Genomic DNA, 21,775 nt, shown 5'->3' with positions numbered 1-21,775 from the left:
TGACTACTGTCACCGCGATGACGATGCTCGGCACCGTCGCCTCGGCCCAGTCCTCGGTCGGGCTCGGAACCGCACAGTCATACGCGATCCTCGCGGGGGCGGCGATCTCCAACACCGGCCCCTCCACAATCAACGGAGACATCGGCGTGTCTCCGGGGACCGCCATCACCGGTATGGACGAGGCAACGGTCAACGGGGCGACGAACGCCGCCAACGCGGCCGCCCTCCAGGCGCAATCCGACCTGACCATCGCGTACAACGAGGCGGCGAGCCAGCCGCCCACCGACCCGGCGAACTACTCCCAGATCGGAAACCTCGAGAATCCCCTGACGAGTGGTGTCTACAACGCGACTTCCTCTATGAATCTGACCGGGACCGTGACCCTGGACGGGGGAGGCAGTTCGGACGGAATCTTCATCTTCCAGGCGGGGACGACCCTGGTCACCGGGTCGAACAGCAGGGTCGAATTGATCAACGGAGCCAACCCGTGCAACGTGTTCTGGCAGGTGGGTAGCTCCGCGACCCTGGGTACGGGCACCAGCTTCGTCGGCACCGTTATGACAACGCTGGATATCTCTGCCAACACCGGGGCCACAGTGCAGGGCCGCCTACTCGCCCAGACTGCGGGAGCGGTCACGTTGGACAACAACACGATCAATATCGAGCCCTGCGGTACCCCGACGGTCCCGACGACGACTCCGGTCACGCCGACGACTGACCCCGACGACTCGACGACTCCCACCACCACCGAGACGACCGACCCCGATGACTCGACGACTCCGACGACCACGGAGCCGACCGAGCCGACGACCTCGGTGCCGACGACCACTGCGCCGACGACCACCGTGCCTCCGACCTCTGTGCCGACGACTCCCCCGACGAGCGTCCCCGGCAGCTCGTCCGGCATTCCCCTCTTCCCGCTCCTGATCCCGGCCATCCTGCTCGGAGGCTCGGTCGCGGCGGCGCCGATAGTCGGGCCGATGATCGGACAGTCCCTCGGAGATCTCGGCTTCCCGCTGCCCGAACTTCCGGGCTTCCCGCCGCTGGCAGGGTCGGCCATGCCGGGACCGGCACCGGTGCTACCCGTCGCCCCCGCGCCGATGGCTCCGGGCCCCGAGTCTCCCAACGGCCGCGGCGGCGAGCCCGGTGCCATGGGCGATGTCACCAATCCGGTGGCCGCCGGCACCGCCGGGACCGCCGTCCTCATGACCGGTTCGATGGGCGACTTCGAGCTGCCCCTGCCCTCCGGCGTCAGGCTGCCTCCGTTGCCCTTCATCCGTTGATCTGACACGGGCACACGGCGAGCGGAACCGGGGGTCGGCAGATTCGACCCCCGGTTCCGCCACGTCGTCCGGGTACACGCCTGGGTCGTCGAGCGCGCTCCGGCGGCAGGTCGCCGTCTTTCTCTACTGTGGCGAGAGCCTGTTGAACCACGCACGCTCACACTGCACTCGATCACACTGCACTCGAACAGAACCACGGGAGATCACATGGACGTCGCCGCCGTAGCCGCCACCGCACCGGACGCGCCTCTGGAGAAGACCACGATCCGACGTCGGGATACCGGACCGGCCGATGTGCTCATCGAGATCGAGTACGCCGGCATCTGTCATTCCGACATCCACCACGTGCGCGGCGAGTGGGGTCAGACCGCCTACCCCGTGGCACCCGGGCACGAGATCGTCGGCATCGTCCGGGAAGTCGGTTCCGAGGTCTCCCGGCACGCGGTCGGCGATCGCGTGGGCGTCGGGTGCCTAGTGGGAGCCTGCCACGAGTGCTCGTCCTGCACCGCGGGCCAGGAGCAGGAATGCGAGCGCGGGGCCGTCGCGACCTACGGCTCACCGCTGCCCGAGGACCATCCGGAGGGGCCCGTCACCCAGGGCGGGTACTCGACCCACATCGTGGTCGAGGAGCCCATGGTGGTGTCCGTCCCGGACGGGCTCGACCCGGCCGCGGCGGCGCCGCTGCTGTGCGCGGGGATCACCATGTTCTCTCCACTGCGGCAGTGGAACGTCGGCCCGGGCACTTCTGTCGCGGTGATCGGCATGGGCGGGCTCGGGCACGTCGGTGTGAAGCTCGCGGTGGCGATGGGCGCCGAGGTGACGGTCCTGTCGCAGACCACCTCCAAGCGGGACGATTCACTGCGGTACGGCGCCGTCGAGCACTACGCGACCGCCGGCGACGAGGGCAAGGCGAAGCTGCGTGAACTCCGCGGCACCTTCGACGTCATCCTCAACACGGTGTCCGCGAACCTCCCGCTGGACCGGTTCCTCGCCACGCTCAAGCCGCGCGGGGCGCTGGTCAACATCGGGATCCCGACCGAGCCGATGTCGGTGCGGGCCGGGTCCGTCGCCGCCGGGCGCAAGATCCTGACCGGGTCCATGATCGGCGGCATCCCCGAGACCCAGGAGATGCTCGACTTCTGCGCCGAGCACGGGATCACCGCCGAGATCGAACTCATCTCGGCGGACAAGATCAACGAGGCCTACGACCGCGTCGTCCGTTCAGACGTGCGCTACCGGTTCGTGATCGACGCCAAGACGTTCTGACTCACCGGTGCGACTCACGGCCTGACTCACCGCGTTGCTCACCCGGGCGCCACCTGCGCGAGCAAGCCGGCGAAATCCTCGTCCGACGCCTCCAGGAACCGGTGGGCCTCGGCCGCGAAGTCCGCCAGCCCGGCGAGTCGGCCCGCACCGCGCGAGGCGCACACCGCAGCAGCGCCACAGGCCCGGTCCAGTGCGGACGCGATCGCCGAGCCCCCGGGAAGCGCGACCGCCACGCCCTGAGCGACGTGCGGGAACGTCACCTCCGAGGCGCGGGCTCCGGCCTCGCGGAACACCGAGACCGCAGCGGCGATCTTGTCCGCGTCCGCTCTGATCGTCCCGTCGGGCATCTGCTCACCTCGTCGTCGTCGCCTCATCGACCTCACGGAGGCCGTCATGGGGTACGACGGCCCCACCACGCCGACCGGTTCCACCGGCCCCGGAACAGGGCCGTGGAATGGCCGTCGTGTCGTACCCGTGCTGTCTACTCGGGGCGTGGGAGGACAGGACTACCGGGACGCTCGACCACCGGCCGGGCCCTTCCTCCCACGACCCGGCGACGTCGCCCGGCGCCGGGACTCCTCCCTCACAGGAGTGCACCATGGCCCTCACCTGGACCCCCACCATCGACCGCGCACTCGCGGTCGCCGCCCGCTGTCACGCCGGTCAGACCCGCAAGGACGATCCGACGCCCTACATCTCGCACCCCGTGGCGGTGGCGCTGATCGTCTCCGACTTCACCGAGGATGCGGATGTGCCGGTAGCCGCCCTGCTCCACGACGTGCTCGAGGACGTCCCCCCGTCCGTGTACTCGGCGGACGACATGGCAGCCGAGTTCGGCGAACGCGTGACCGGGCTCGTCCGCGGTGTCTCCGAGGAGAAGACCGCCGGCGAGGAGACCCCGCCGTGGCGGGTGCGCAAGGAGGGCTACCTCGCGCGTCTGGCCGAGGACTCGCCGGAGTGCCTGCTCCTCTCGGCGGCGGACAAGATCCACAACCTGCGATCGATGGCCGCCGCCCACGAGCGACTGGGCGACGACATGTGGGGGATCTTCAACGCCGGGCCGGAGGAGAAGTTGTGGTTCTACGGGGCCATCGCCGGCACCGTCGAGGAACGTCTCGGTGACTGCGCGGCCTCGCGCGAGCTCCGCCGGGCGGTCGAGGACGTCGCTGCCCTCGCGCCCCGGTGACATGGCCGGGCGACGCCGTCAGACCGGCTGGAACTCGGCCTTGATTCGCAACAGGGTCTTGGCCTGTGTCCGCCCTTCCAGACCCAGCACCAGGCCCGAGGACTTCAGACGCCGGGCCAGGTCGGAATCGGCCGCGAACTCGGATTCGCTCTCGATGGTGATCTCCACCCGGCGCCCACCGTTGAGGAGCACCGACTGCTTGGCGGCGTCGAGGCCGGGGATGTTGGTCCACCGGATCGGCCCGGGGTCACGGGGAGCCGCCCCCGTGCCGGAGAACGAGTAGTCGAAATCCGTGCTCTGGGTGCGGGTCACCTTGCCCCACCCGGCCATCGGCCCCACCCCCACCCGGGCGGCGACGGCGTTGCGGCGGGCGCTGTAGGTCGCGCACTCGATCTCACACGCCCCCAGGGTGTTCATCACCCGCAGCGCCTCCTCGAACCGCTGGCGCAGGCTCCAGGCGTCGTACTGCCCGAACGGCACGAGCAGCGGACGGCCCTCGATCGGCGCCTGCACGTAGACGACCCGCGGGACGACCTCGCCCTCGACCACGTCGTACCCGGACCGGACCTGCATGGGGCGCTGGATCACGTCGGTGAGCAGGCCGCGCTTGTCGGTCACGGGCGCGGTCTCGTAGAACGACACGAGCTGACTCACGGGCGCTCACCTCACTGCTCGAGGTCGCGACGGGTGCGGACCTGACACCCAGGGTATCCGCCGCGGGGACACCGCCCACGCGTACTCGGGTCAGCGGCGGTCCTCACCCGAGCGGCCACTCCCCGAGGTCGGTGAGGTCGTCGGCGCCCGGTGTGACGGCGGTGGGCTCGCAACCGAAGCCGACCGACTCCGTCCCGTCCGCGAGGGTCACCCGGCCGAGCTGCATCGGTCTGGGGAGCTCGTCGAGGAAGCTGCCGAGCGCCGCCGGGGAGATCGTCCACCTCTCACCGAGCAGCTCGGCACCGTCCGGGTGACGCAGCACCCCGGGCTTGGGTGGCTCGGTGTCCAGGCGGTACATCCGATAGTCCGCGCTGGAGCGCACCGGCCCACGCCAGGTCGCGCCGCGAGCGGTGAGTTGATGCTCGAGCGGACCCCCTCTCCGGTGGGCACCGAACACCACCAGGTCGACCGCCGGCGCTCCCGCGCGCAGCGGCCACGGCACGAGGGGTCCCGTCGCGGAGTCCCCCCGCCCTCTGGGGCCGGCCGCCGGGTAGACCGCGAGGTCGGCCGCGATGCCGGCCACCGGCCCGTCGTGGAACGGCCGCCCCACCACGGTGACCCCGAACGCCGAGGTACCGCGGTCGCCCTCGTCGACCTCGCCCGTCGGCACGGCCACGGCGCACATGTCGAAGAGGTTGCAGAAGTTCGTATAGGTCCCCATCCGGCTGTTGAGGGCGATCGGGTCGGCGGCCACCTCGGCGATCGTCGGGTGGAACGGCGCGGTGGGCACGAGCAGCGCGGTCGCGCCCAGCCGGTCGAGCTCGGCGATCGCCTCCCGCCGCAGCGCCTCGACCTTCCGCCGGTCCCGCAGCAGGTCCACGGCCGCGATGTCACGAGCAGGGGCGATGATGCCGTCGACGATCGGATCGACACCGGCGTCCGGGTCCCGGGTCGAGTCGAGGAATTCACCGACCGCCTCGTAGCGCTCGGCCACCAGGGCGCCGTCGTAGAGCAGTCTGGCCGCGGCGAGGAACGGGTCGAGGTCGATCTCCACCACCCGGTACCCGAGCGCGCGGGCCCGGTCGACCGCGTCGGTGAACGCCTCGGCCCAGCTCGGGGCCATCGCCACCAGCTCGCGGGGGACGGCCAGCGTCGCCGCCGGCCCCGCCTCCAGAGGGGTGTCCGTGGGCCAGGCCCGGGTGCCCTCACCGCCGGCCATCACCGCTGTCGCACGTGCCGCGGTGTGGACGTCGCGGGCGAACATCGTGACGCAGTCGTAGCTCGCGCAGGCCGGGACGACCCCCTCGGTGGAGACGACGCCGAGCGTGGGTTTGATCCCCACGATCCCGTTGAGCGCGGCGGGTATCCGGCCCGAGCCGGCGGTGTCGGTGCCGATGGCCAGGTCGCAGATCCCCAGTGCCACCGCCACTGCGGATCCTGAGCTGGAGCCACCCGAGATGTGGGCCGGGCGGTGAGCGGCACGCACCGCGCCGTAGGGGCTGCGGGTGCCGACGAGCCCGGTGGCGAACTGGTCGAGGTTCGTCGCCCCCAGCACCACCGCTCCGGCCGCGCGCAGGCGTGCGACGGCCACGGCGTCCTGATCGGGCGGGTACGCGAACCCCGGGCACGCGGCGGTCGTGGCCACCCCCGCCACGTCGACGTTGTTCTTGACGGCGAGCATCTTCCCGGCGAGCGGGCCCCCGGCGGCGAGGGAGGCCGTCATGTCCGCGATCACCTCCTCGCGGCTGCGCAGGTGGAGGAACACCTCGGGGCGGTCCACGGCCGCCAGCCGGGCCAACACGTCGTCGACCAGCGCTTCGGCGGTGTCCCGCACGTCGGGGCCCGTTGCGGTGCGGCTCATGCGCTCAGCTCCCCACTGGCGGCCCAGCGCGCGAACTCCTCGGCGCGGGCGTGCTCCATACGACGTCTGGCGGAGGCGATCGACTCGGCTTCCCCCTCGCAGAACGCGTTGTGCTCGGCCAGGGAGAACGTGTCGTCGGTGATGTCGACGAGTCCCCGGCCGGCGGCGGTGTCGGCCCTGAGGTCGGCTAGTTCGTCGGAGGAGACGGGATACCAGGAGATCCGGTCGAAGTGTCGCAGCAGCCACGGGTGCTCGGCGTCGAAGCCCGGCGCCGGTTCGGGGTGCCGGTGGTTCCACACCTGGGTGGTGCGCCCCACGAACTGGTAGCCGCCCGGTCCCTCCATCCCGTAGATGCACAGGTAGGCGCCGCCGATCCCGACCGAGTTCTCGGCGGTCCACGTCCGGGCGGGGTTGTACTTCGTCGTCACCAGGCGGTGCCGCGGGTCCAGGGGCGTGGCCACCGGGGCCCCCAGGTAGACGTCACCGAGTCCCAGCACCATGTACTCGGCGTCGAAGACGGTGCGGTAGACGTCGTCGGCGGTCTCCAGGCCGTTCATCCGGCGGATGAACTCGATATTCCACGGGCACCACGGGGCGTCGTCGCGCACTCCGTACATGTACCGCTCGATGGCCTCCTTGGTGGCAGGGTCGTCCCAGCTCAGCGGCAGCCGGACGCGCCTGCTCGGCACCACCAGGGACTCGGCGGCGGGCATCGCGGTCTCGGCCTCACGCAGGGCGTCCAGGGTGGAGGCCACGGTGCTCAGGCCGGGCGTGATCTTGACCTGTAGCGACCGGATCCCGGGCGTGAGGTCCTGCTGACCGGGGACGGGGTTCGCCTGCAGGTGCAGGTAGAGGGCGTGCGCGCGGGCACGTAGTTCGAGGTCGAGTTCCATGCGCCCGTACTCGACCAGGACGTTGTCGTCCCCACCGCGGCGGTAGGTCACCTCGGTCACGCCGTCGGCGGTGTGCCCGCGGGCCAGCACGCCGTCGTCACGGTCGCCGCCGTCGCCGAGCACGTACGGGCGGCCGGCCCCCCGCGCCCCGCCGGCGCCGACACGGGCGGGCGCGGCGTCCACCCGGACGCGGACGAACCGCACGGTGTCCCCGGGGGCGAGCTGCCCCAGCTTCCACCGGTCGCCGCTGACCACCGTGACGGGGCAGACGAAACCCCCCAGGCTCGGGCCGTCCGGGCCGAGCAGGATCGGAGTGTCCCCGGTGAAGTCCAGGGCCCCCACCGAGTAGGCGTTGTCGTGCAGGTTGGACGGGTGCAGGCCGGCCTCCCCGCCGTCGGGCCTGGCCCACTTCGGTCGCGGCCCCTCCAGGCGCACGCCGGTGCGGTCCGAGTTGAAGTGCACGGTGTAGTCGGACGCGTACAGCTCGTCCATTCCGGCGCGGGTGAGGAACTCCGGGGCGCCGTGCGGCCCCTCGGCCACGGCGAGGTGCCAGTGGTGCCCGATGGCCGGGACCTCCTCGGCGAGGATCCTGCGGGGCACGCCCGGCCCGGGCTCACCGACGGCGAGCGAGTCCCCCGCCGCCAGGTTGCGTCCCTCGTGCCCCCCGAACCGCCCCAGGGTGAAGGTCGACGACGACCCGAGATACTGCTCCACCTCGATCCCGCCCCCGATCGCCACGTAGACGCGCATGCCGGGACCGTCGATCACCGGGACGTCGAGCACGGATCCGGCGGCGAGCTGAACCGGCTTCCACTGGGCCACCTGGCGACCGTCCACGGTGGGGCGCACGTGCGCGCCGCCCACACACACCGTCACCGGGGAGTCCGGCCGGATCGTCAGGCCCCCGCGCGTGCACTCCAGGCCGGCCGCGCCCTCCGGGTTGCCCACGGCGGTGTTGACCAACCGCAGCGAGCAGTCGTCCATCGCCCCGGAGGGCGGGACACCCACGCCCCAGTACCCGATGCGGCCGGGCCAGTCCTGGACGGTGGTGATGAGTCCCGGGTTGAGGATCTCGAGACGGGTCATGGCGGCTTCTCCTGTGGTGGCGGTGCGCGGGTGGCGGGTGCGCGGGGGTGGACGCCGGGCTCAGTCGGTGACGATCATCCGCACCGGCGTCGGGTCGAAACCGTTGCACGGGTTGTTGATCTGCGGGCAGTTGGAGACCAGCACGATCACGTCGCGGTCGGCCCGCAGCGCCAGCCGTTTGCCGGGCGCGGAGAGCCCGTCGACGATCCCGAGGGTGCCGTCGGCGTCCACGGGCACGTTCATGAAGAAGTTGACGTTGGGGACCAGGTCCCGCTTGCCCAGCCCGTGCCGTGCGCCCTCCCGGAGGAAGTTCTCCACGCAGGCGTGCTGATGCCTGGTGTGGTGGCCGTACCGCAGGGTGTTGGACTCCTGCGAGCACGCGCCGCCGAGGGTGTCGTGGTTGCCCACCTCGTCGGCGGTGATGGTCACGAGGGGCTCGCCGGAGTCGTCTCGCAGGACGCTTCCCGTGGTCAGGAAGATCGATCCCTGCGCGGCGACGGTCGAGGGGCCGCTGTAGCGGCGGGTGGGGTCGTGCGCGTCGTAGAACAGGGTGTCGACGGCCTGGTTGCCCTCGAGGTCCACGATGGTCAGGGTCTGGCCCGCGTGCAGGACCCGGGACCAGGACGCTCTGGCGGCCACGGTCTCGTCGGCGACCACGTCCCCGCCCCCGAGCGCCAGGTCTGCGGCGGGGAGGTCTGCGGCGGGAAGGTCTGCGGGGGGAAGGTCTGCGGCGGCGCCGGTCCGGGGATCGGCGGTGACGGTCGAGCGTGTCATGGGACGTTCTCCTCAGTCGATCGGGGTGAGGGCGCGGTAGGCGGCCTCGGAGTTGGCGACGGCGCGTTCGTATTCGAGGTCGCCTCCGACACCGGGGAGGGCGCCCTCGGTGAGGGCGTCCAGGTCCTGCGGGGCGCTCCACGCCAGGAGCTCCACCGTCCCGGCGTGATACTCCGGCGAGGGATCCAGCGGATGGTCCGCGACCGCGACGGCGAGCACGACGGGAAGGTGCACGATCAGGTCGACGGTCGCCCCCGCGCCGGCGTTACCGGTGGAGACGAGCGCCCCGTCGTCGCTGACCCGGACGCCGTGGAAGAACGAGACGGTGTGGGGCAGATCCCGTTCCCCCAACCCGTTCTTGAGCCCGGCGAGCAGCAACAACTCGCGCCCGGCCGGTGAGCCGGATTCCGGCGCTCCGGCCCCGTACCGGGCGATGTTCCCGGCCAGGGTCGAGGCTCCGCACAGCGCGTCGTGGTGACCGGAGGTGTCCGCGACGATCGTCGCGAGCACCCGACCCTGGTCCGACAGCAGCGGATGGCCGGTTCCGAGGTAGGCCTGCCACGGGACCTTCACCGTGTCGGCGGTGTTGAGCCGCTCCCAGGGGGAGTCCGCGCGCCACATCATGAGGGAGGCGCTCGCCGTACCGTCCCGGTCGGTGAGACGGATCCGGGTGCCCCGGGCCAGGGTGACCGCGGTGTACCGGCCGCCGGGAATCGACTCCGCCCACGTCAGGCGGTCGACCGGGACGTCCTCCGGAGGGTGGGGCCAGTCCGTCGCGGGGACGACCGGCATCGCGTCGGTGATCGTTCCGGCCTGGGCACGGGCGTGCTCGCGGGCATCGGTGGTGGTGGACGTGCTGGTGGTGGTGCCGGGTTCGGTGGTGGTGCCGGGTTCGGTGGTGGCGCCGGGTTCGGTGGTGGCGCCGGGTTCGGTGGTGCTGGTCATCTCAGGTCACGCTCCGATCTTGACGGGCTTGGGGTGGGTCTTGCCGCGGGGGAAGCACAGGATGCCGAAGCCCACCACGGCGAGGACGGTCAGGACGCCGGCCCACCGGAGCCACGGCGTCTCGCCGGAGGGGTCGAAGATCTCCGCCCGCGGCCAGGCGAGGTTGATGGTCATGAGCAGGCCGTACGCCACCGCGAGGACGTTGACGGGGATTCCCCAGCGGCCGAGCGAGAACAGGGGCCTGCCCTCGGCGTCGGTGATCCGGGGGCCGTTCGGCCACCCCTTGAGCCGACGCACGAGCAGCGGTCCGGTGACGCAGAGGTAGGCGAGGTAGATGAGGATGATGCACACCGAGGCGAGGGTGGCGAAGATCGCGGAGTTGCCCACGTTGACCAGCAGGATGGCCATGCAGGCCAGGCCGATCAGTACGGACGGCGCGATCGGGGTCCCGGTCCGCGGGTGGACGCGGGAGAGCGCGGCCGAGAACGGGAGCCTGCCGTCGCGGGCCATGGAGAACATGAGCCGGGTGGCCGCGGTCTGGATGGCGAGGGTGCAGATGAAGATCGCGACGACGACGTCGGCCAGGAGCACCTTGCCCCAGAAGTTGCCGAGCACCGAGTTGAGCACGTACGGCAGGCCCTCGGTCGCCAGTCGACCGTCGGTGAGGCTGGGCGCGGCCATGAGCGCACCCAGGATCATCAGGCCGCCGCCGATGGCGGAGACGGTCAGTGCCATCCGGATGGTCCGGGGCGCGATGCGTCGCGGATTGACGGTCTCCTCGGCGAGTTCGCCCGCCGAGCCGAACCCCACCATGACGTAGGCCGCCATCAGTCCTGAGACGACCCAGGCCCAGATGTACCCGGGTTGATCGCCCATGCCGGCGGTGTCGAAGACGACCTGCGGTCCGCGGACCGCGTGGGTGAACAATGCGAGGACCACGGCGATGACGCCGACGATCTCGCAGGTCACGCCGATGTTGTTGACGTAGGCCATCCACCGGACGCCGATGGAGTTGATCACCGTGGTGATGACGAGCAGTACCGATCCGAGCAGTACGGCGTTCGTCGAACCGGAGGGCGAGGTCAGCGCCGGGTCGTCGCCGATGATCTGGAAACCGGACCAGATGCTCGGCAGGACGACCTGCAGGGCGATCGCCGCCGCCGCGGCGGTGACGATCTGGGCGAGGATCATGAACCAGCCCCCGAACCACCCGACGATCTCCCCTCCCATCCGCCGGGACCACTGGTAGATCGCTCCCGAGATCGGGTAGCGGGCCGCGAGTTCGGCGAAGCACAACGCCACCAGGAACTGGCCGGCGAACACGATCGGCCACGTCCAGAAGAACGCCGGGCCCCCGAACCCGTATCCGAGCCCGAACAGCTGGAAGATGGTCGTGAGGATGGAGACGAAGGAGAACCCGGCGGCGAACGAGGCGAACGTGCCGAGGCTGCGGTGGAGTTGTTGTTCGTAGCCGAGGTCGGCGAGATCGTCGTGATCACCCCGACGTTCGGGGACCGGGGTGGTGAGACCGGAGGGGTCGCTCATATCCGGCACTCCTCTCGGGGTGGGGGTCGGTGGACCCGGGGTGCAGTTGGGTCATTTCCTGTCTGTCGATAGTTTTCCTAGAGCGTGTGACCTGCGGGTTGCACCGTGTTTCGATCCGATTAACAGGCCCGCACGCCGCTGGCCGCCGCTCCCGGGTGGCCTGATCGCGTGGTCGAATACCGTCATGGCACCCTCCCGTGATCCCCGAGACGAGCGCGCACGCGCGTGGTCGGACGGGGTGCGCGGCGAGCTGGCCGTGCGACTGGGCCCCGAGGTGGCGCCCGCGGTGTGGGTGACCGGTTCGGTGGGCCGCGGAGAGGCCGTCCCCGGGAGCGACCTGGAATCGGTCGCCGTCGTCGACGACCCGGACGGCCGGGTGGTGCGCCGCGCCGTCGCCTCCACCGACCTCTCCCCCGCACCGTGGTTCGCCGAGACCTCCGCCGCCTCGGCCGCCGATCCCCGGCTGGTCCGGACCCGTGCCGGATGGTCGTCCGCCGCCGACGACTGGGCCGGCGACCCCGCCCGGGACCTGGGGGTGGTGCACCTGGGGCTGCTCGCCGACGCCCGACCTCTCACCGACGACCACGGTGACCCGGAACTCCTGCCCCGCCTCGCCGTCCACGCGGTGCGCGCCCACCCGGGCGTACTCGCCGACATCCTCGCGGACGCGCTCTCGACCCGGGCCTCCGTGCCCTCGCGTCTCACCCGAACCCTCCGCTCGGACCCGGTCGTCGACCTCAAGGCGTCGGTACTCACCCCGGTCGTCAAACTCGCCCGGTGGGCCGCCCTGCGCGTCGGGGTGACCGCCACCGCCACCGAGTCGCGACTGGAGCTCGCCGCCGATCCCCGGGTCCTGCCGGCCGACCGGTGGGAGTCCCTTCGCGCGGCCGCCCGCGTCACCGCCCGCCTGCGGTGGGAGGTCCGACTCCGGGCCGGATCCCACGACCCCGACGGCCCCGGAACAGACCGGATCCCGCTGTCGGTTCTCACCACGGCCGAGCGTGCCGGACTCCGGTCCGCCGCGCGGGAGATCGCCGGCGCACAGCGCACCCTCGACTACCTGCGCTCGTCCGGTGAGCTCCGGGAGCCGGGGTGACACGCCACCCCGCCACCAGGGCGATGCTCGCCGTCTCGGCGCTGGAGGGGTGGGAGCCGGATGGTGACGACGACGAGGTACTCGATCTCATCGACCGGGGCGCCACCGGTCGACTGATCCGCCTCCACGTCCTGGAGGCGCTACCGCCGGAGGCCACGCGGCGACCCCGTCCCGGAATTCTGTCCCGCCGCGCGCCCTACCTGATCCGTGGGACACGGGTCCTGGAGAACTCCCTCGGCATCACCTCGGAGCGGGCCCTCGAGCGGGCGGAGGCCCTCCTGGTCGTGGCCGGAGGGGCGCGGCTGCTCCGGGACCCGGCCCACGCACCGACGACGGTCTCGGGTGTGCACGCCTCACTGTTCGGCGACGTGTACGCCTGGGCCGGCCTGCCCCGGATCGTCGGACTCACCAAACAGGGCTCCGCGTTCGCGCCCGCAGCTCGCGTCGCCATGATGGCCGCTCCACTCGAGAACCCCGCGGACCTCGTCGACGATGCCCTGGCCTCGGCATCCGATACCGCCACCAGGGCGACGACCGTGGCCATCGCCCTGGCCAACTGGTATGCGCGGTTCAACTACGTGCACCCTTTCCGCGAAGGGAACGGCCGCGCCGCCGGCGTCGCCGCACTCCTCGCCGCGCGCGCCCACGGAGTGGATCTCGACTTCACCCGGACCGATCGCGAGTCGTGGGTACAGGCCGCCGTCTCCTCCATGCCGGTGCCCCCTCGCCGAAACGTCGATCCCACGGCGCACCGGTTCGAGTTCCTCCGTGTCACGATGGACCGGTCCGCCGCCACGCACGACGAGTGAGGCGGCCAGTCACGAACGGCGGCCCCGGGGCCGCCGCCGGAAGGGAGACCCGTGTCCGCACCCGGACGACCCCGCCTCGTGGACCGTAGACGACCCGGGGCCACTCCGGCGGACGAGATCCTCGACGCCGCGGCGGAGTTGTTCACCACCCGCGGGTACACGGCCACCTCCACGCGGGCCATCGCCGACGCGGTGGGGATCCGTCAGGCCTCGCTCTACACGCACTTCCGGACCAAGTCCGCGATCCTCGTCTCCCTCCTGGACTCGACGGTCGGTCCGGCCCTCGAGCAGGCGCGCCGACTGGACGACGGGAGCCGGGACCCCCGGGAGGTCCTGCTGACCCTGGCGACGATCGACGTCGAGGGCCTGCTGGCCTCCAGGTGGAACGTCGGCATGCTGTACGTGCTGCCGGAGGTGGCCGGGGAGGACTTCGAGGGGTTCCGGGCCGCCCGCTCCGAACTGAGGGGGATCTACCGGCGGCTCGTCGCCCGCTGTCGTCCCGACCTCGACCCGGACGAGCCGTCCCTGGACCTGCCGTTCCGGGTCGTCGAGTCGGTGATCCCGCACCGGCAGGACCACCCGGGAGTGGTCATCGACGCCGCGCGATGGGCCGGGGCCGCGACCCGCGTCGTGGACATCGATTGAGACCCCCTGTCGTACCGGTGGGGCACGATGACGCTGTGACCGGATCCCAGGCCTCACTCGACCTCGACCTCGACCTCCGCCCCGCCGCCGCCCCCGCTGACCGCGGCCGGCTCGGGTCCCCGGTCGTCGCCGAGATCCGTCGACTCCGCGGGCGGGATCCCCTCGGTCGCATCACAGTCATCGTGGCGTCGTTCGGCGCGGCGAGAGACCTCGTGCGGGCGTTGGCGCTGTCCGGCGGCGCGGTCAACGTCGCCGTGCGGACGGCCGCCCAGGTGATCTCCGAGGCCGCGGGCCCGGCACTTGCACCCCGCGCGGCCCTGCCGTTCCCCCTCCTGGAGGCCGCGGTGGAGAAGGCCCTCGACGCCGACCCCGGGAGGCTCCGCGAGGTCGCCTCCGAGCCGGTGACCGGGCAGGCGGTGGCCCAGGCCTGCCTGCGGTTGGGGACGGTCGCGCCCGACTCGGTCCGTCCGGTGACCCCGCTACACGAGGAGGTCCTGAGGTTGGCGGGGCAGGCACACTCGATCACCGGCGGCGCCTACTACACCCAGGCGGAGGCGGTGGACGCCGCGCTCACGCGACTGGACGACCTCGGGCACATCGTCCGTGCGGCGCCACTGCGGGGAACCATGGCCGAGCGACGACTGGGCGAGACCCTGGACGCGCGGGGGATCCCGCCGGTCCCCGGAACGGGCTCCGACCACCTGGCGTCGGCGATGGAACCGGACGGCCCGGGCGCCGTCACGGCGACCCACGTGCTGCACGCCTCGGACTCGGACGACGAGGTCCGGGCCGTCGTCCGCTTCGTCCGCTCCCGCCTGGCGGAGGGGATCCCGGGCCACCGGATCGGCGTCTACTACCCGTCACCCGATCCCTATCTCCGCCTGCTCCTGCGCGCGTTCTCCGAGGCGGGGATCACCGTCGACGGGCCCTCCGTCACCGGACTGGGGCGCACGCCCGCCGGTCGGTCCCTCACCCGCCTGCTCGCGATGGACACGGACCTGATGCCGCGGGCCGAACTGCTCTCGATCGTCGCGGAGGGGTCCGTGGCCCCCGTCGACGACACGGGCACACCGGTCTCCTCGCGTCGTCTCGAACTGCTCACCCGCACACGGTTCCCCGTGATCGGTGGGACCGACTGGGAGCGACTGGCCGAACACCTGACCACCGAGCCGGACGCGGCGGGGTCCGCGCCCCCCGGCGGGCTCGGCGACCCGGGTCTCCGCGACGCCGATCGGGCAGTGGCCGCGGCGGTGCTGCGGTTGGTCGACCGGGTCCGCACCGGACTCGGCGCCCTCGATTCCGCCCGGACCTGGGCCGAGGTCGTCGCCACGGTGGACTCGCTGCTCACCTCCCTGTTCCGGCAGAGCCCCGACCGGGCCGCCGTCCGGGCCGCCGTCGCGTCGCTCGTCGACCTGGACACCATCTCCCCCGCGATCACCCGCGACCGGATCGTCGGTGCGGTGACCACACGGTTGGACTCGATCAGCGACAGGGTCGGCGAGGAGGGCGCGGGCGTCACCCTCGGTCCCGTCAACGACGCGGTGGGCAGAAGACTCGACACCGTGTGCGTCGTGGGGATGGCGGAAGGCTTGATGCCCGTTCTCCACCGACCCGATCCCCTACTCCCGGAAGGCGCGGTCGAGCCCCCGGCCCCGGAGCTGCTCGACGAGCGGTACCGGGTGCTCCAACTCGCCCTGTCCGCGGGCGCGGCCCACAGGGTGTGCTCGTTCCCCCGGGGCTCCATGCGTGGCGGCGGGAGCCGGATCCCGTCCCGGTGGCTCCTGCCCTCCCTGTCCCGGCTCGCGGGTAGAGGAGTCCACGCCACCAGGTGGCTGGAGAACGTCGCGGACTGCCCGCTCGTCACGGCCGTCCCGTCGTTCGTCGACGGCGTCCTCTCCCCGCCGGCCGCACTCGGCTCCGACCCGGCGACCCCCGCCGAGCTACGCATCCGCGGGCTCGCGGCCCACGGCTGGCGGGTGGGTCCGAACGTCCCGGAACTGCTCGCCCGTGCCCACGAGATGCGCCGCGACCGGCGGCGCGGCGTCTTCTCGCGGTTCACCGGCGACGTCTCCTCGGTGAGCGACCTGGTGACCGTCCTCGACCGCCCGGTCTCGCCGACCCGGCTCGAGGACTGGGCCCAGAGTCCCTACCTGTTCTTCCTCGGCACCGTGTTGACGGTCCGGCCGCTCGAGGACCCCGCGGCCGACATCGAGATGGACCTGCGGGACTACGGCGACCTGGTCCACGCGATCCTGCAGCGCTACGTCTCCGAACGCCTCGAGCGCGGAGTCGGCCCCGATCGCGACCTGTTGATGTCCGCGCTCCGCCGGGAGTGCGAGGAGGCTGTGGCCGCCGCCCCCGGGCTCCTCGCCCCGCTGTGGCGCCGACGGCAGATGCTCCTGGCCGCGGAGCTCGGCCGCTGGTTCGACGAGGACAGCTCCGATGCCGACGCCGGGTGGCGGCCCACCGCCACCGAGCTCGGATTCGGCCGCGAGACCCCCGACGCCCCGACGGTCGAGATCCCGTTCGAGGTGTCCACCTCCCGCGGACCCCGGACACTGCTGCTGGCCGGTTCGATCGACCGGCTCGATGCCCGCGGCGGCACCCAGCGCGTCACGGACTACAAGACCGGGACACCGCCCACCCCGGAGCAGCGCCCGAGCGAGGACGACCCCACCATGACCGGCACCCGCTTCCAGCTCCCCCTGTACGCCGCAGCCGCAGCCTCCGCGCGGGGTCTGCCGGTCAGCGAGGTCCGCTACTGGTACTGCACCGAACGCGGTGGCTTCGAGCAGATCGCCCTCCCCGTCTCGGACACCCTGATGGAGCGGGTCCGCACCGATGTCGGCCACCTGGTCGACGCCGTCGAGCGGGGATGGTTCCCCCTCAAGGGCGGACGCGGATCCTCCCGCGACCTGGCCGACCTCCTCGGAGGAGCGGACCTGGACCGCTCCTGGGAGCGCCTGTCCCGGCAGCGCCCGCTGGCGTCCCATCCCGCGTTCGCCGGCATCGCCGCCGGTATGGCCGACGACAGTGTGACCGCGACCGGATCGGATACGCGCACGTGAACCGACTCCACGACCAACCCGCCCGGGACCGGGTCGAGAGCGACACCGCCACCACCCTGTTCGTCGAGGCCGGGGCGGGGACGGGCAAGACCCACGCCCTGGTCCGGCGGCTGAGCGCTCTCCTGCTCTCGAACGGCGTACCCGTGGACGAGATCGCCGCGATCACCTTCACCGAAAAGGCGGCCGCCGAGCTGCGGGACCGGCTCCGCGTCCACCTCGTGGGCGAACGGGACAAGGGGGACCGACGCGCGGATGTCGCGCTCGCCGGGTTGGACACCGCGGCCATCGGCACCCTCCACTCGTTCGCGTTGCGCCTGCTCTCGGAGAACCCGCTCGAGGCCGGGATCCCCCCGCGGGTGACCGCCCAGCAGGACACCGCCGAGAAGGCGGCCGTCGAAACCATGTGGCAGGAATGCGCATCCGTCCTGTTCGGCGGTGCACGGGACGGGTCACGCACCGGGGTCCTCGCCCAGGCCGTCGACGACATACTCGACGCCGGGGTCGGCGCGCCGGCCTTCCGCGAGATGGTCGAGGCGTTGCACCGCGACTGGGACCGCCTCCCCACCCGACCCCTCTACTCCGGCGGGGCGCCGGACGCCGAGCTGCCCGCCTCCCCCGACCTCGCCGAGGTCGTCGCCGCGGTCGGATCGATCATCGGGTGGCGCGATTCCTGCCAGGACGAGACGGACAAGTTGTACGAGACCCTGTCCCGACACGAGGCGTGGCTGACGGACCTACAGTCGGCCACCACGGACCAGACCGCGTCACCGACCTGGGTGGAGCTCCTGGCCAAGCCGATCGGCCCCGGCAACGGGGGCAGGGGCCCGAACTGGGGCGGTACAGACGCCGTGAAGGAGATCAAGGAGGAGATCAAGCGACTCCCCGCACTCTGCGGAGATGTCCTCGCCGCCCACTGGCGGCCACGCATCGCCATCGTCCTGGACGCCCTCATCCCGGTGGTCCGCCGACACGCTGACGATCGGCGCAGACACGGGACCCTGCAGTTCCACGACCAGCTCGTCCTCGCCCGTGAGCTGCTGCAGGACGAGAAGGTCCGGGAGCGCGTCCGCAACCGGTATCCGCGGATCCTGATCGACGAGTTCCAGGACACCGACCCCATCCAGCTCGACCTCGCGACGCTGCTCACGGCCGACGGGTCGGGACGGCGTCCCGAGTCCGGGCGCCTGTTCACCGTCGGGGATCCGAAACAGTCCATCTACCGTTTCCGGCGGGCCGACATCTCCACCTACCTGCGCGCCCAGAACGGGCACGGGGTGGAGATCGAGCGACTGAGCACCAACTTCCGGTGCTCGCGAGCGGTTCTCGACTGGGTCAATTCGGTGTTCTCCGAGGTCCTGCTCGCAGCCGACGGGGTGCAGCCCGAGTACCGGGCCCTGGAACCGGGGCCCGGCCGCCCGCCGTACGACCCGGCGCACGGCCCCCGCCCGTTCGTCTTCCGCACCGAGGACGTCCCGGAACAGGACGACCACTGCCCCCCTGACGCGACCGACGACCAGAAACGCCACTGGACCGAGGCCTCCGACGTCACACGGGTGATCGCGACCGCGATCCGTGAACGGTGGACACACGAGTCCAAGGCCGGGGAGCAGACCCCGCTCCGCCTCGGCGACATCGCGATCCTGCTGCCCTCTCGGGGATCGCTGCCCATGATCGAGAAGTGCCTCGACCACGCCGGGATAGATTTCCGTACCGAGGCCTCGTCGATCGTCTACGGCACCCCGGAGATCCGCGACCTCCTCCTCGCGGTGAGGGCGGTGGCCAACACCGCCGACGAGGCGTGCCTGGTCGGCGCCCTGCGCTCCCCGCTGTTCGGCTGCGGTGACGACGACATGCTCCGCTGGCGCGCTGCGGGGGGAGCATGGGCGCCCGGCGCCCCGGCACCCGACGACCTGTCCGACTCCCCGGTCGCCGAGGGGATCGCGTATCTCTCCGCCCTCGCCCGCGCCACCCGGCGACCGGGCGAGTTGTTGGAGAGGCTCGTCCACGACCGCATGGTGTTCGAGTCGGTCGCCGAGTCCCCTCGCCGCCGTGACCTGTGGCGACGCATCCGCTTCGTGATCGAGCACGCCTGGCAGTGGGAGGAGTCCGCCGCCGACCCCGCCCGAGCCGACCTGCGGGACTACGCCGACTGGGCGCTGGCCCTCACCGCCGAGGACGCCCGCGTCCCGGAGGCCGCGATCCCCGAGATCGGGGTCGACGCGGTGCGGATCACCACCATCCACGCCTCGAAGGGTCTCGAGTACCCGATGGTCGTCCTCGCCGGGATGAGCCGCGGGTGGCCCGGGGACCGCGACAGACTCCTGTGGACGGACGACGATCCGCCCCGTCCCGTGGCCTCGTTCTCCAAGCAGGTGCGTGACCCGCGATTCGCCCGGGCTGCAGAGCGCGAGGCGGAGCACTCCCTGGCGGAACGGATCCGGCTGCTGTACGTGGCGACAACGCGGGCCGAGAGCCGGCTCGCGGTCTCCGGCCACGGGTACGTCCTCACCAAGGAGAAGAACCCGAAGCCCAAGAAGTTGTGGGGATCGCTGCTCGGGTCGGTGATGGAGGAACCCGATGCCCCGGAACTCGTCCCGTACGGCGAGGGCCTTCTCAGCCCGGCGGCCGCACCTCCGGTCGACGTCCCCGACGAGGACGAGTGGAACCGGCGCAGTCGCGCGATCTCCGTCCTCTCGGCGGAGCGGGCGGGATGGTCGGCGACCCGCATCGTCCACCCGGCCCCCGCCGGGGGAGCCCCTGCCGTCCCGGACTCCACCGATCCCGCTGCCGTCCCCCTCCCCGAGCAACTGGCCGCCGCACTGCGGGACCGCTTCGCCCCCGCTCCCGCGCGAGCAGAGGAGCTGCCGCCCGCTCCCCGGAGCGTGCCCGTGGCGTCCGGCCCCGATGTGGGCACCGCCGTCCACCACCTCGCCGAGCACTCCGACTTCTCCGCGGCGGCCGCCCTCGACGACCCGTCCGGCGCACCCACGAGCTGGGAGCGGTGGGCCACAGATCAGCTCACGGCCCTCGGACTCGGGGGCGGGCTCCGCGATACCCGGACCCCCGACGCCGTCGCCGAGATGGTCGCCGTCGCCCGCACGGCCCTGACCTCGGCGCCGGTGAGGAGGGCGGCCACCCGTCCGCACTGGGTGGAAGTGCCGGTAGCGGGGCCGTTGGCCACCGCCGGCGGGACGACGGTCGCGGTGGACGGGGTCGTCGATCTGGTCGTGGACGAACCCGACGGCTCGCTGTCCGTCATCGACTACAAGACCGACGTCAGTGTGACCACCGGAACCGTCGACGAGTACCTGCTCCAGTTGTGCGCCTACGCGGAGTTGCTGAACGTCACCACCGGCCGGGAGGTCTCGCGCATCGAGTTGGTGTTCTGCCGCGGCAGCAGGGCCACCGTCGTCGGGCGGGAGATCAGCTGAGGTTCGTCCACACGATCCGGCCGTCCGCAGCGGCGGCGAGCGCCCCGTCGCAGGGTTCCCCTGTGGCCACCGCCTGGTACACCTCGACCAGCAGGTCCACGACGGAGTCCCACACGCGGTGCAGTGGTTCGTCTCCGCCGTACGCCCACACCGCTCCCGCGCCCCGGCCTCTCCGGTAGGAGACCGCGTACCCGTATCCGCTCCGCTCCGCGATCGGCCACAGGCGTCCGGACCAACTCGCCCCGCTCGCGGGTTCCGAACCGAGATCGCCGATGGCCATCGCGTGTTCGAAGCGCAGTGCCTGCACGTCGAAACCCTCGGCGGCGCCCAACGGTTCCGCGAACGGCAGCAGACCCTCCACCGAATCAAGACCCGTCCGGCGTAGATGCCAGAGCAGGGTACGGATCCCCACCGCGTCATCGACACCGCAGCGGTCCAGGAGCTCACCGGTCCGACTGTCGGACGCGCGGGGATCATCCAACCAGGCACCGGGCACACCCTCGACCCGCAGGAGAGCGGCCACCGCCTCACACAGCTCCCCGACCTGCTCGTCCAGGACCGCGGCAGCGTCGTCCTGCCCGGCACCCGACCGGCGGGCCCGCCTGGTCGACGGGCCGGTGTCGGCGGTGACCGCGACGGGTGACTCCCGCGTGGTGGCGCCGTGAGCGCCGTCCATCGCCGACCGGATACGGTCGAGCGTCCCGTCGAACTCCGCTCCCCACCCGTTCGGGGACTCGGCGGCGTCCACCTCCCGAACAGGCTCCACCTCCCGCACCGGAAACGACGACTCCACCCGGTCGGGCACGACCTCGGGTCCGCCTTCGCGCACTGCGGGCAGCACCCCGGTGACATCGGCGAGGAGGTCCATCCGCGCGCGGCTGTGCGCGCGCATCCGCTCCCGTTCCGACCGCGTGAACGACATCACCGGGAGAGTGAGCAACAGCGCGGCCTGCCGGCCAGTGAAGCCGAAGCCGAACTTCAGCGCACGACGCGCCTCGACCGGCGATTCCGCGTCACGGATCGTCTCCATGACCGCGTCGAGGTCCCGGCTCGCGAGGAGGATCGCCTCGAACTCGTCCCACGACCTCCCGAGGTCGTCACCTGGCTCGAACCACCCTCCGACAGCACCCTCAACGACCACGTCAGACCCCCATCCCTCAACGTTCACAGGCCCGGCCCCCACCGGATCCCCGCGAATCCTACGCCCGCCACCGCTCTGGTGGACATGCCGTC

General features: G+C 71.9%; 16 protein-coding genes. 8 read left to right on the top strand and 8 right to left on the bottom strand.

All coding sequences use genetic code 11. The features are described 5' to 3' along the window. Nucleotides 1–17: 17 nt before the first annotated feature. Nucleotides 18–1,283, top strand: a complete 1,266-nt coding sequence (locus NJE57_RS12450) for an ice-binding family protein (protein ID WP_319028753.1) — start codon at nucleotides 18–20, stop codon at nucleotides 1,281–1,283. Nucleotides 1,284–1,490: 207 nt separating this feature from the next. Then, nucleotides 1,491–2,549, top strand: coding sequence for an NAD(P)-dependent alcohol dehydrogenase (locus NJE57_RS12445; RefSeq protein WP_319028752.1), 1,059 nt, complete (start codon nucleotides 1,491–1,493; stop codon nucleotides 2,547–2,549). 38 nt (nucleotides 2,550–2,587) lie between these two features. Here the strand turns inward: NJE57_RS12445 and NJE57_RS12440 are convergent, their stop codons facing one another. Next, on the bottom strand, nucleotides 2,588–2,896 hold the full coding sequence (locus tag NJE57_RS12440) for a hypothetical protein (protein ID WP_319028751.1): 309 nt from the start codon (nucleotides 2,894–2,896) through the stop codon (nucleotides 2,588–2,590). A gap of 251 nt (nucleotides 2,897–3,147) precedes the next feature. Between NJE57_RS12440 and NJE57_RS12435 the strand changes: the two genes are divergently transcribed. Then, on the top strand, nucleotides 3,148–3,735 hold the full coding sequence (locus NJE57_RS12435; protein WP_319028750.1) for an HD domain-containing protein: 588 nt from the start codon (nucleotides 3,148–3,150) through the stop codon (nucleotides 3,733–3,735). Between the two features lie 18 nt (nucleotides 3,736–3,753). On the opposite strand, the gene NJE57_RS12430 is transcribed toward NJE57_RS12435, so the two are convergent. From NJE57_RS12430 to NJE57_RS12405, 6 genes are all read right to left on the bottom strand, one after another. Further along, nucleotides 3,754–4,389, bottom strand: coding sequence for a hypothetical protein (locus tag NJE57_RS12430; protein ID WP_319028749.1), 636 nt, complete (start codon nucleotides 4,387–4,389; stop codon nucleotides 3,754–3,756). 103 nt (nucleotides 4,390–4,492) lie between these two features. Next, a complete protein-coding gene (gene atzF, locus NJE57_RS12425; protein WP_319028748.1) occupies nucleotides 4,493–6,250 on the bottom strand; it encodes an allophanate hydrolase in 1,758 nt (585 codons plus the stop codon). Beyond that, the gene (locus NJE57_RS12420; RefSeq protein ID WP_319028747.1) at nucleotides 6,247–8,229 is read right to left on the bottom strand and encodes a 5-oxoprolinase/urea amidolyase family protein; all 1,983 of its coding nucleotides are present in this window, start codon (nucleotides 8,227–8,229) and stop codon (nucleotides 6,247–6,249) included. The genes atzF and NJE57_RS12420 overlap by 4 nt, the downstream gene beginning before the upstream one ends. A 60-nt stretch (nucleotides 8,230–8,289) precedes the next feature. Further along, nucleotides 8,290–9,003, bottom strand: a complete 714-nt coding sequence (locus NJE57_RS12415) for an urea amidolyase associated protein UAAP2 (RefSeq protein ID WP_319028746.1) — start codon at nucleotides 9,001–9,003, stop codon at nucleotides 8,290–8,292. Nucleotides 9,004–9,015: 12 nt separating this feature from the next. Next, nucleotides 9,016–9,948: an urea amidolyase associated protein UAAP1 gene (locus NJE57_RS12410; protein WP_319028745.1), complete on the bottom strand. Its 933-nt coding sequence runs from the start codon at nucleotides 9,946–9,948 to the stop codon at nucleotides 9,016–9,018. Nucleotides 9,949–9,954: 6 nt separating this feature from the next. Next, nucleotides 9,955–11,493 (bottom strand): amino acid permease, encoded by a 1,539-nt coding sequence (locus tag NJE57_RS12405; protein WP_319028744.1) that lies wholly within the window; start codon nucleotides 11,491–11,493, stop codon nucleotides 9,955–9,957. Between the two features lie 184 nt (nucleotides 11,494–11,677). On the opposite strand from NJE57_RS12405, the gene NJE57_RS12400 reads away from it, so the two are divergent. The 5 genes from NJE57_RS12400 to NJE57_RS12380 are packed head-to-tail and all read left to right on the top strand — an operon-like array spanning nucleotide 11,678 to nucleotide 20,542. Continuing rightward, entirely contained in the window at nucleotides 11,678–12,589 is a 912-nt protein-coding gene (locus tag NJE57_RS12400) for a putative nucleotidyltransferase substrate binding domain-containing protein (RefSeq protein WP_319028743.1), read from the top strand. Further along, a complete protein-coding gene (locus tag NJE57_RS12395) occupies nucleotides 12,586–13,398 on the top strand; it encodes a Fic family protein (RefSeq protein ID WP_319028742.1) in 813 nt (270 codons plus the stop codon). The genes NJE57_RS12400 and NJE57_RS12395 overlap by 4 nt, the downstream gene beginning before the upstream one ends. 51 nt (nucleotides 13,399–13,449) lie before the next feature. Then, nucleotides 13,450–14,043, top strand: a complete 594-nt coding sequence (locus NJE57_RS12390) for a helix-turn-helix domain-containing protein (RefSeq protein WP_319028741.1) — start codon at nucleotides 13,450–13,452, stop codon at nucleotides 14,041–14,043. A gap of 35 nt (nucleotides 14,044–14,078) precedes the next feature. Then, on the top strand, nucleotides 14,079–17,111 hold the full coding sequence (locus NJE57_RS12385; protein ID WP_319028740.1) for a PD-(D/E)XK nuclease family protein: 3,033 nt from the start codon (nucleotides 14,079–14,081) through the stop codon (nucleotides 17,109–17,111). Next, nucleotides 17,108–20,542 carry a UvrD-helicase domain-containing protein gene (locus NJE57_RS12380; RefSeq protein ID WP_319028739.1) on the top strand — a complete coding sequence of 1,145 codons (3,435 nt, stop codon included), beginning with the start codon at nucleotides 17,108–17,110 and terminating at the stop codon, nucleotides 20,540–20,542. Before NJE57_RS12385 ends, NJE57_RS12380 begins: the two co-directional genes overlap by 4 nt. On the opposite strand, the gene NJE57_RS12375 is transcribed toward NJE57_RS12380, so the two are convergent. After that, on the bottom strand, nucleotides 20,535–21,683 hold the full coding sequence (locus tag NJE57_RS12375; protein ID WP_319028738.1) for a DNA gyrase subunit A: 1,149 nt from the start codon (nucleotides 21,681–21,683) through the stop codon (nucleotides 20,535–20,537). The genes NJE57_RS12380 and NJE57_RS12375 overlap by 8 nt on opposite strands. Between the last annotated feature and the right edge of the window lie 92 nt (nucleotides 21,684–21,775).

Origin of the sequence: Dietzia sp. PP-33 (assembly GCF_033790845.1) — a bacterium.
Classification (GTDB): Bacteria; Actinomycetota; Actinomycetes; order Mycobacteriales; family Mycobacteriaceae; genus Dietzia.
The sequence above is the reverse complement of the archived record's forward strand: the minus strand, read 5'-3'. Positions and strand labels throughout refer to the sequence as shown.

Bases quoted from the DNA above. Each gene is read 5' to 3' on its own strand.
- NJE57_RS12450 (WP_319028753.1), top strand. From the start codon at position 18: ATGACGATGCTCGGCACCGTCGCCTCGGCCCAGTCCTCGGTCGGGCTC.
- NJE57_RS12445 (WP_319028752.1), top strand. From the start codon at position 1,491: ATGGACGTCGCCGCCGTAGCCGCCACCGCACCGGACGCGCCTCTGGAG.
- NJE57_RS12440 (WP_319028751.1), bottom strand. From the start codon at position 2,896: ATGCCCGACGGGACGATCAGAGCGGACGCGGACAAGATCGCCGCTGCG.
- NJE57_RS12435 (WP_319028750.1), top strand. From the start codon at position 3,148: ATGGCCCTCACCTGGACCCCCACCATCGACCGCGCACTCGCGGTCGCC.
- atzF (WP_319028748.1), bottom strand. From the start codon at position 6,250: ATGAGCCGCACCGCAACGGGCCCCGACGTGCGGGACACCGCCGAAGCG.
- NJE57_RS12420 (WP_319028747.1), bottom strand. From the start codon at position 8,229: ATGACCCGTCTCGAGATCCTCAACCCGGGACTCATCACCACCGTCCAG.
- NJE57_RS12415 (WP_319028746.1), bottom strand. From the start codon at position 9,003: ATGACACGCTCGACCGTCACCGCCGATCCCCGGACCGGCGCCGCCGCA.
- NJE57_RS12410 (WP_319028745.1), bottom strand. From the start codon at position 9,948: ATGACCAGCACCACCGAACCCGGCGCCACCACCGAACCCGGCGCCACC.
- NJE57_RS12405 (WP_319028744.1), bottom strand. From the start codon at position 11,493: ATGAGCGACCCCTCCGGTCTCACCACCCCGGTCCCCGAACGTCGGGGT.
- NJE57_RS12400 (WP_319028743.1), top strand. From the start codon at position 11,678: ATGGCACCCTCCCGTGATCCCCGAGACGAGCGCGCACGCGCGTGGTCG.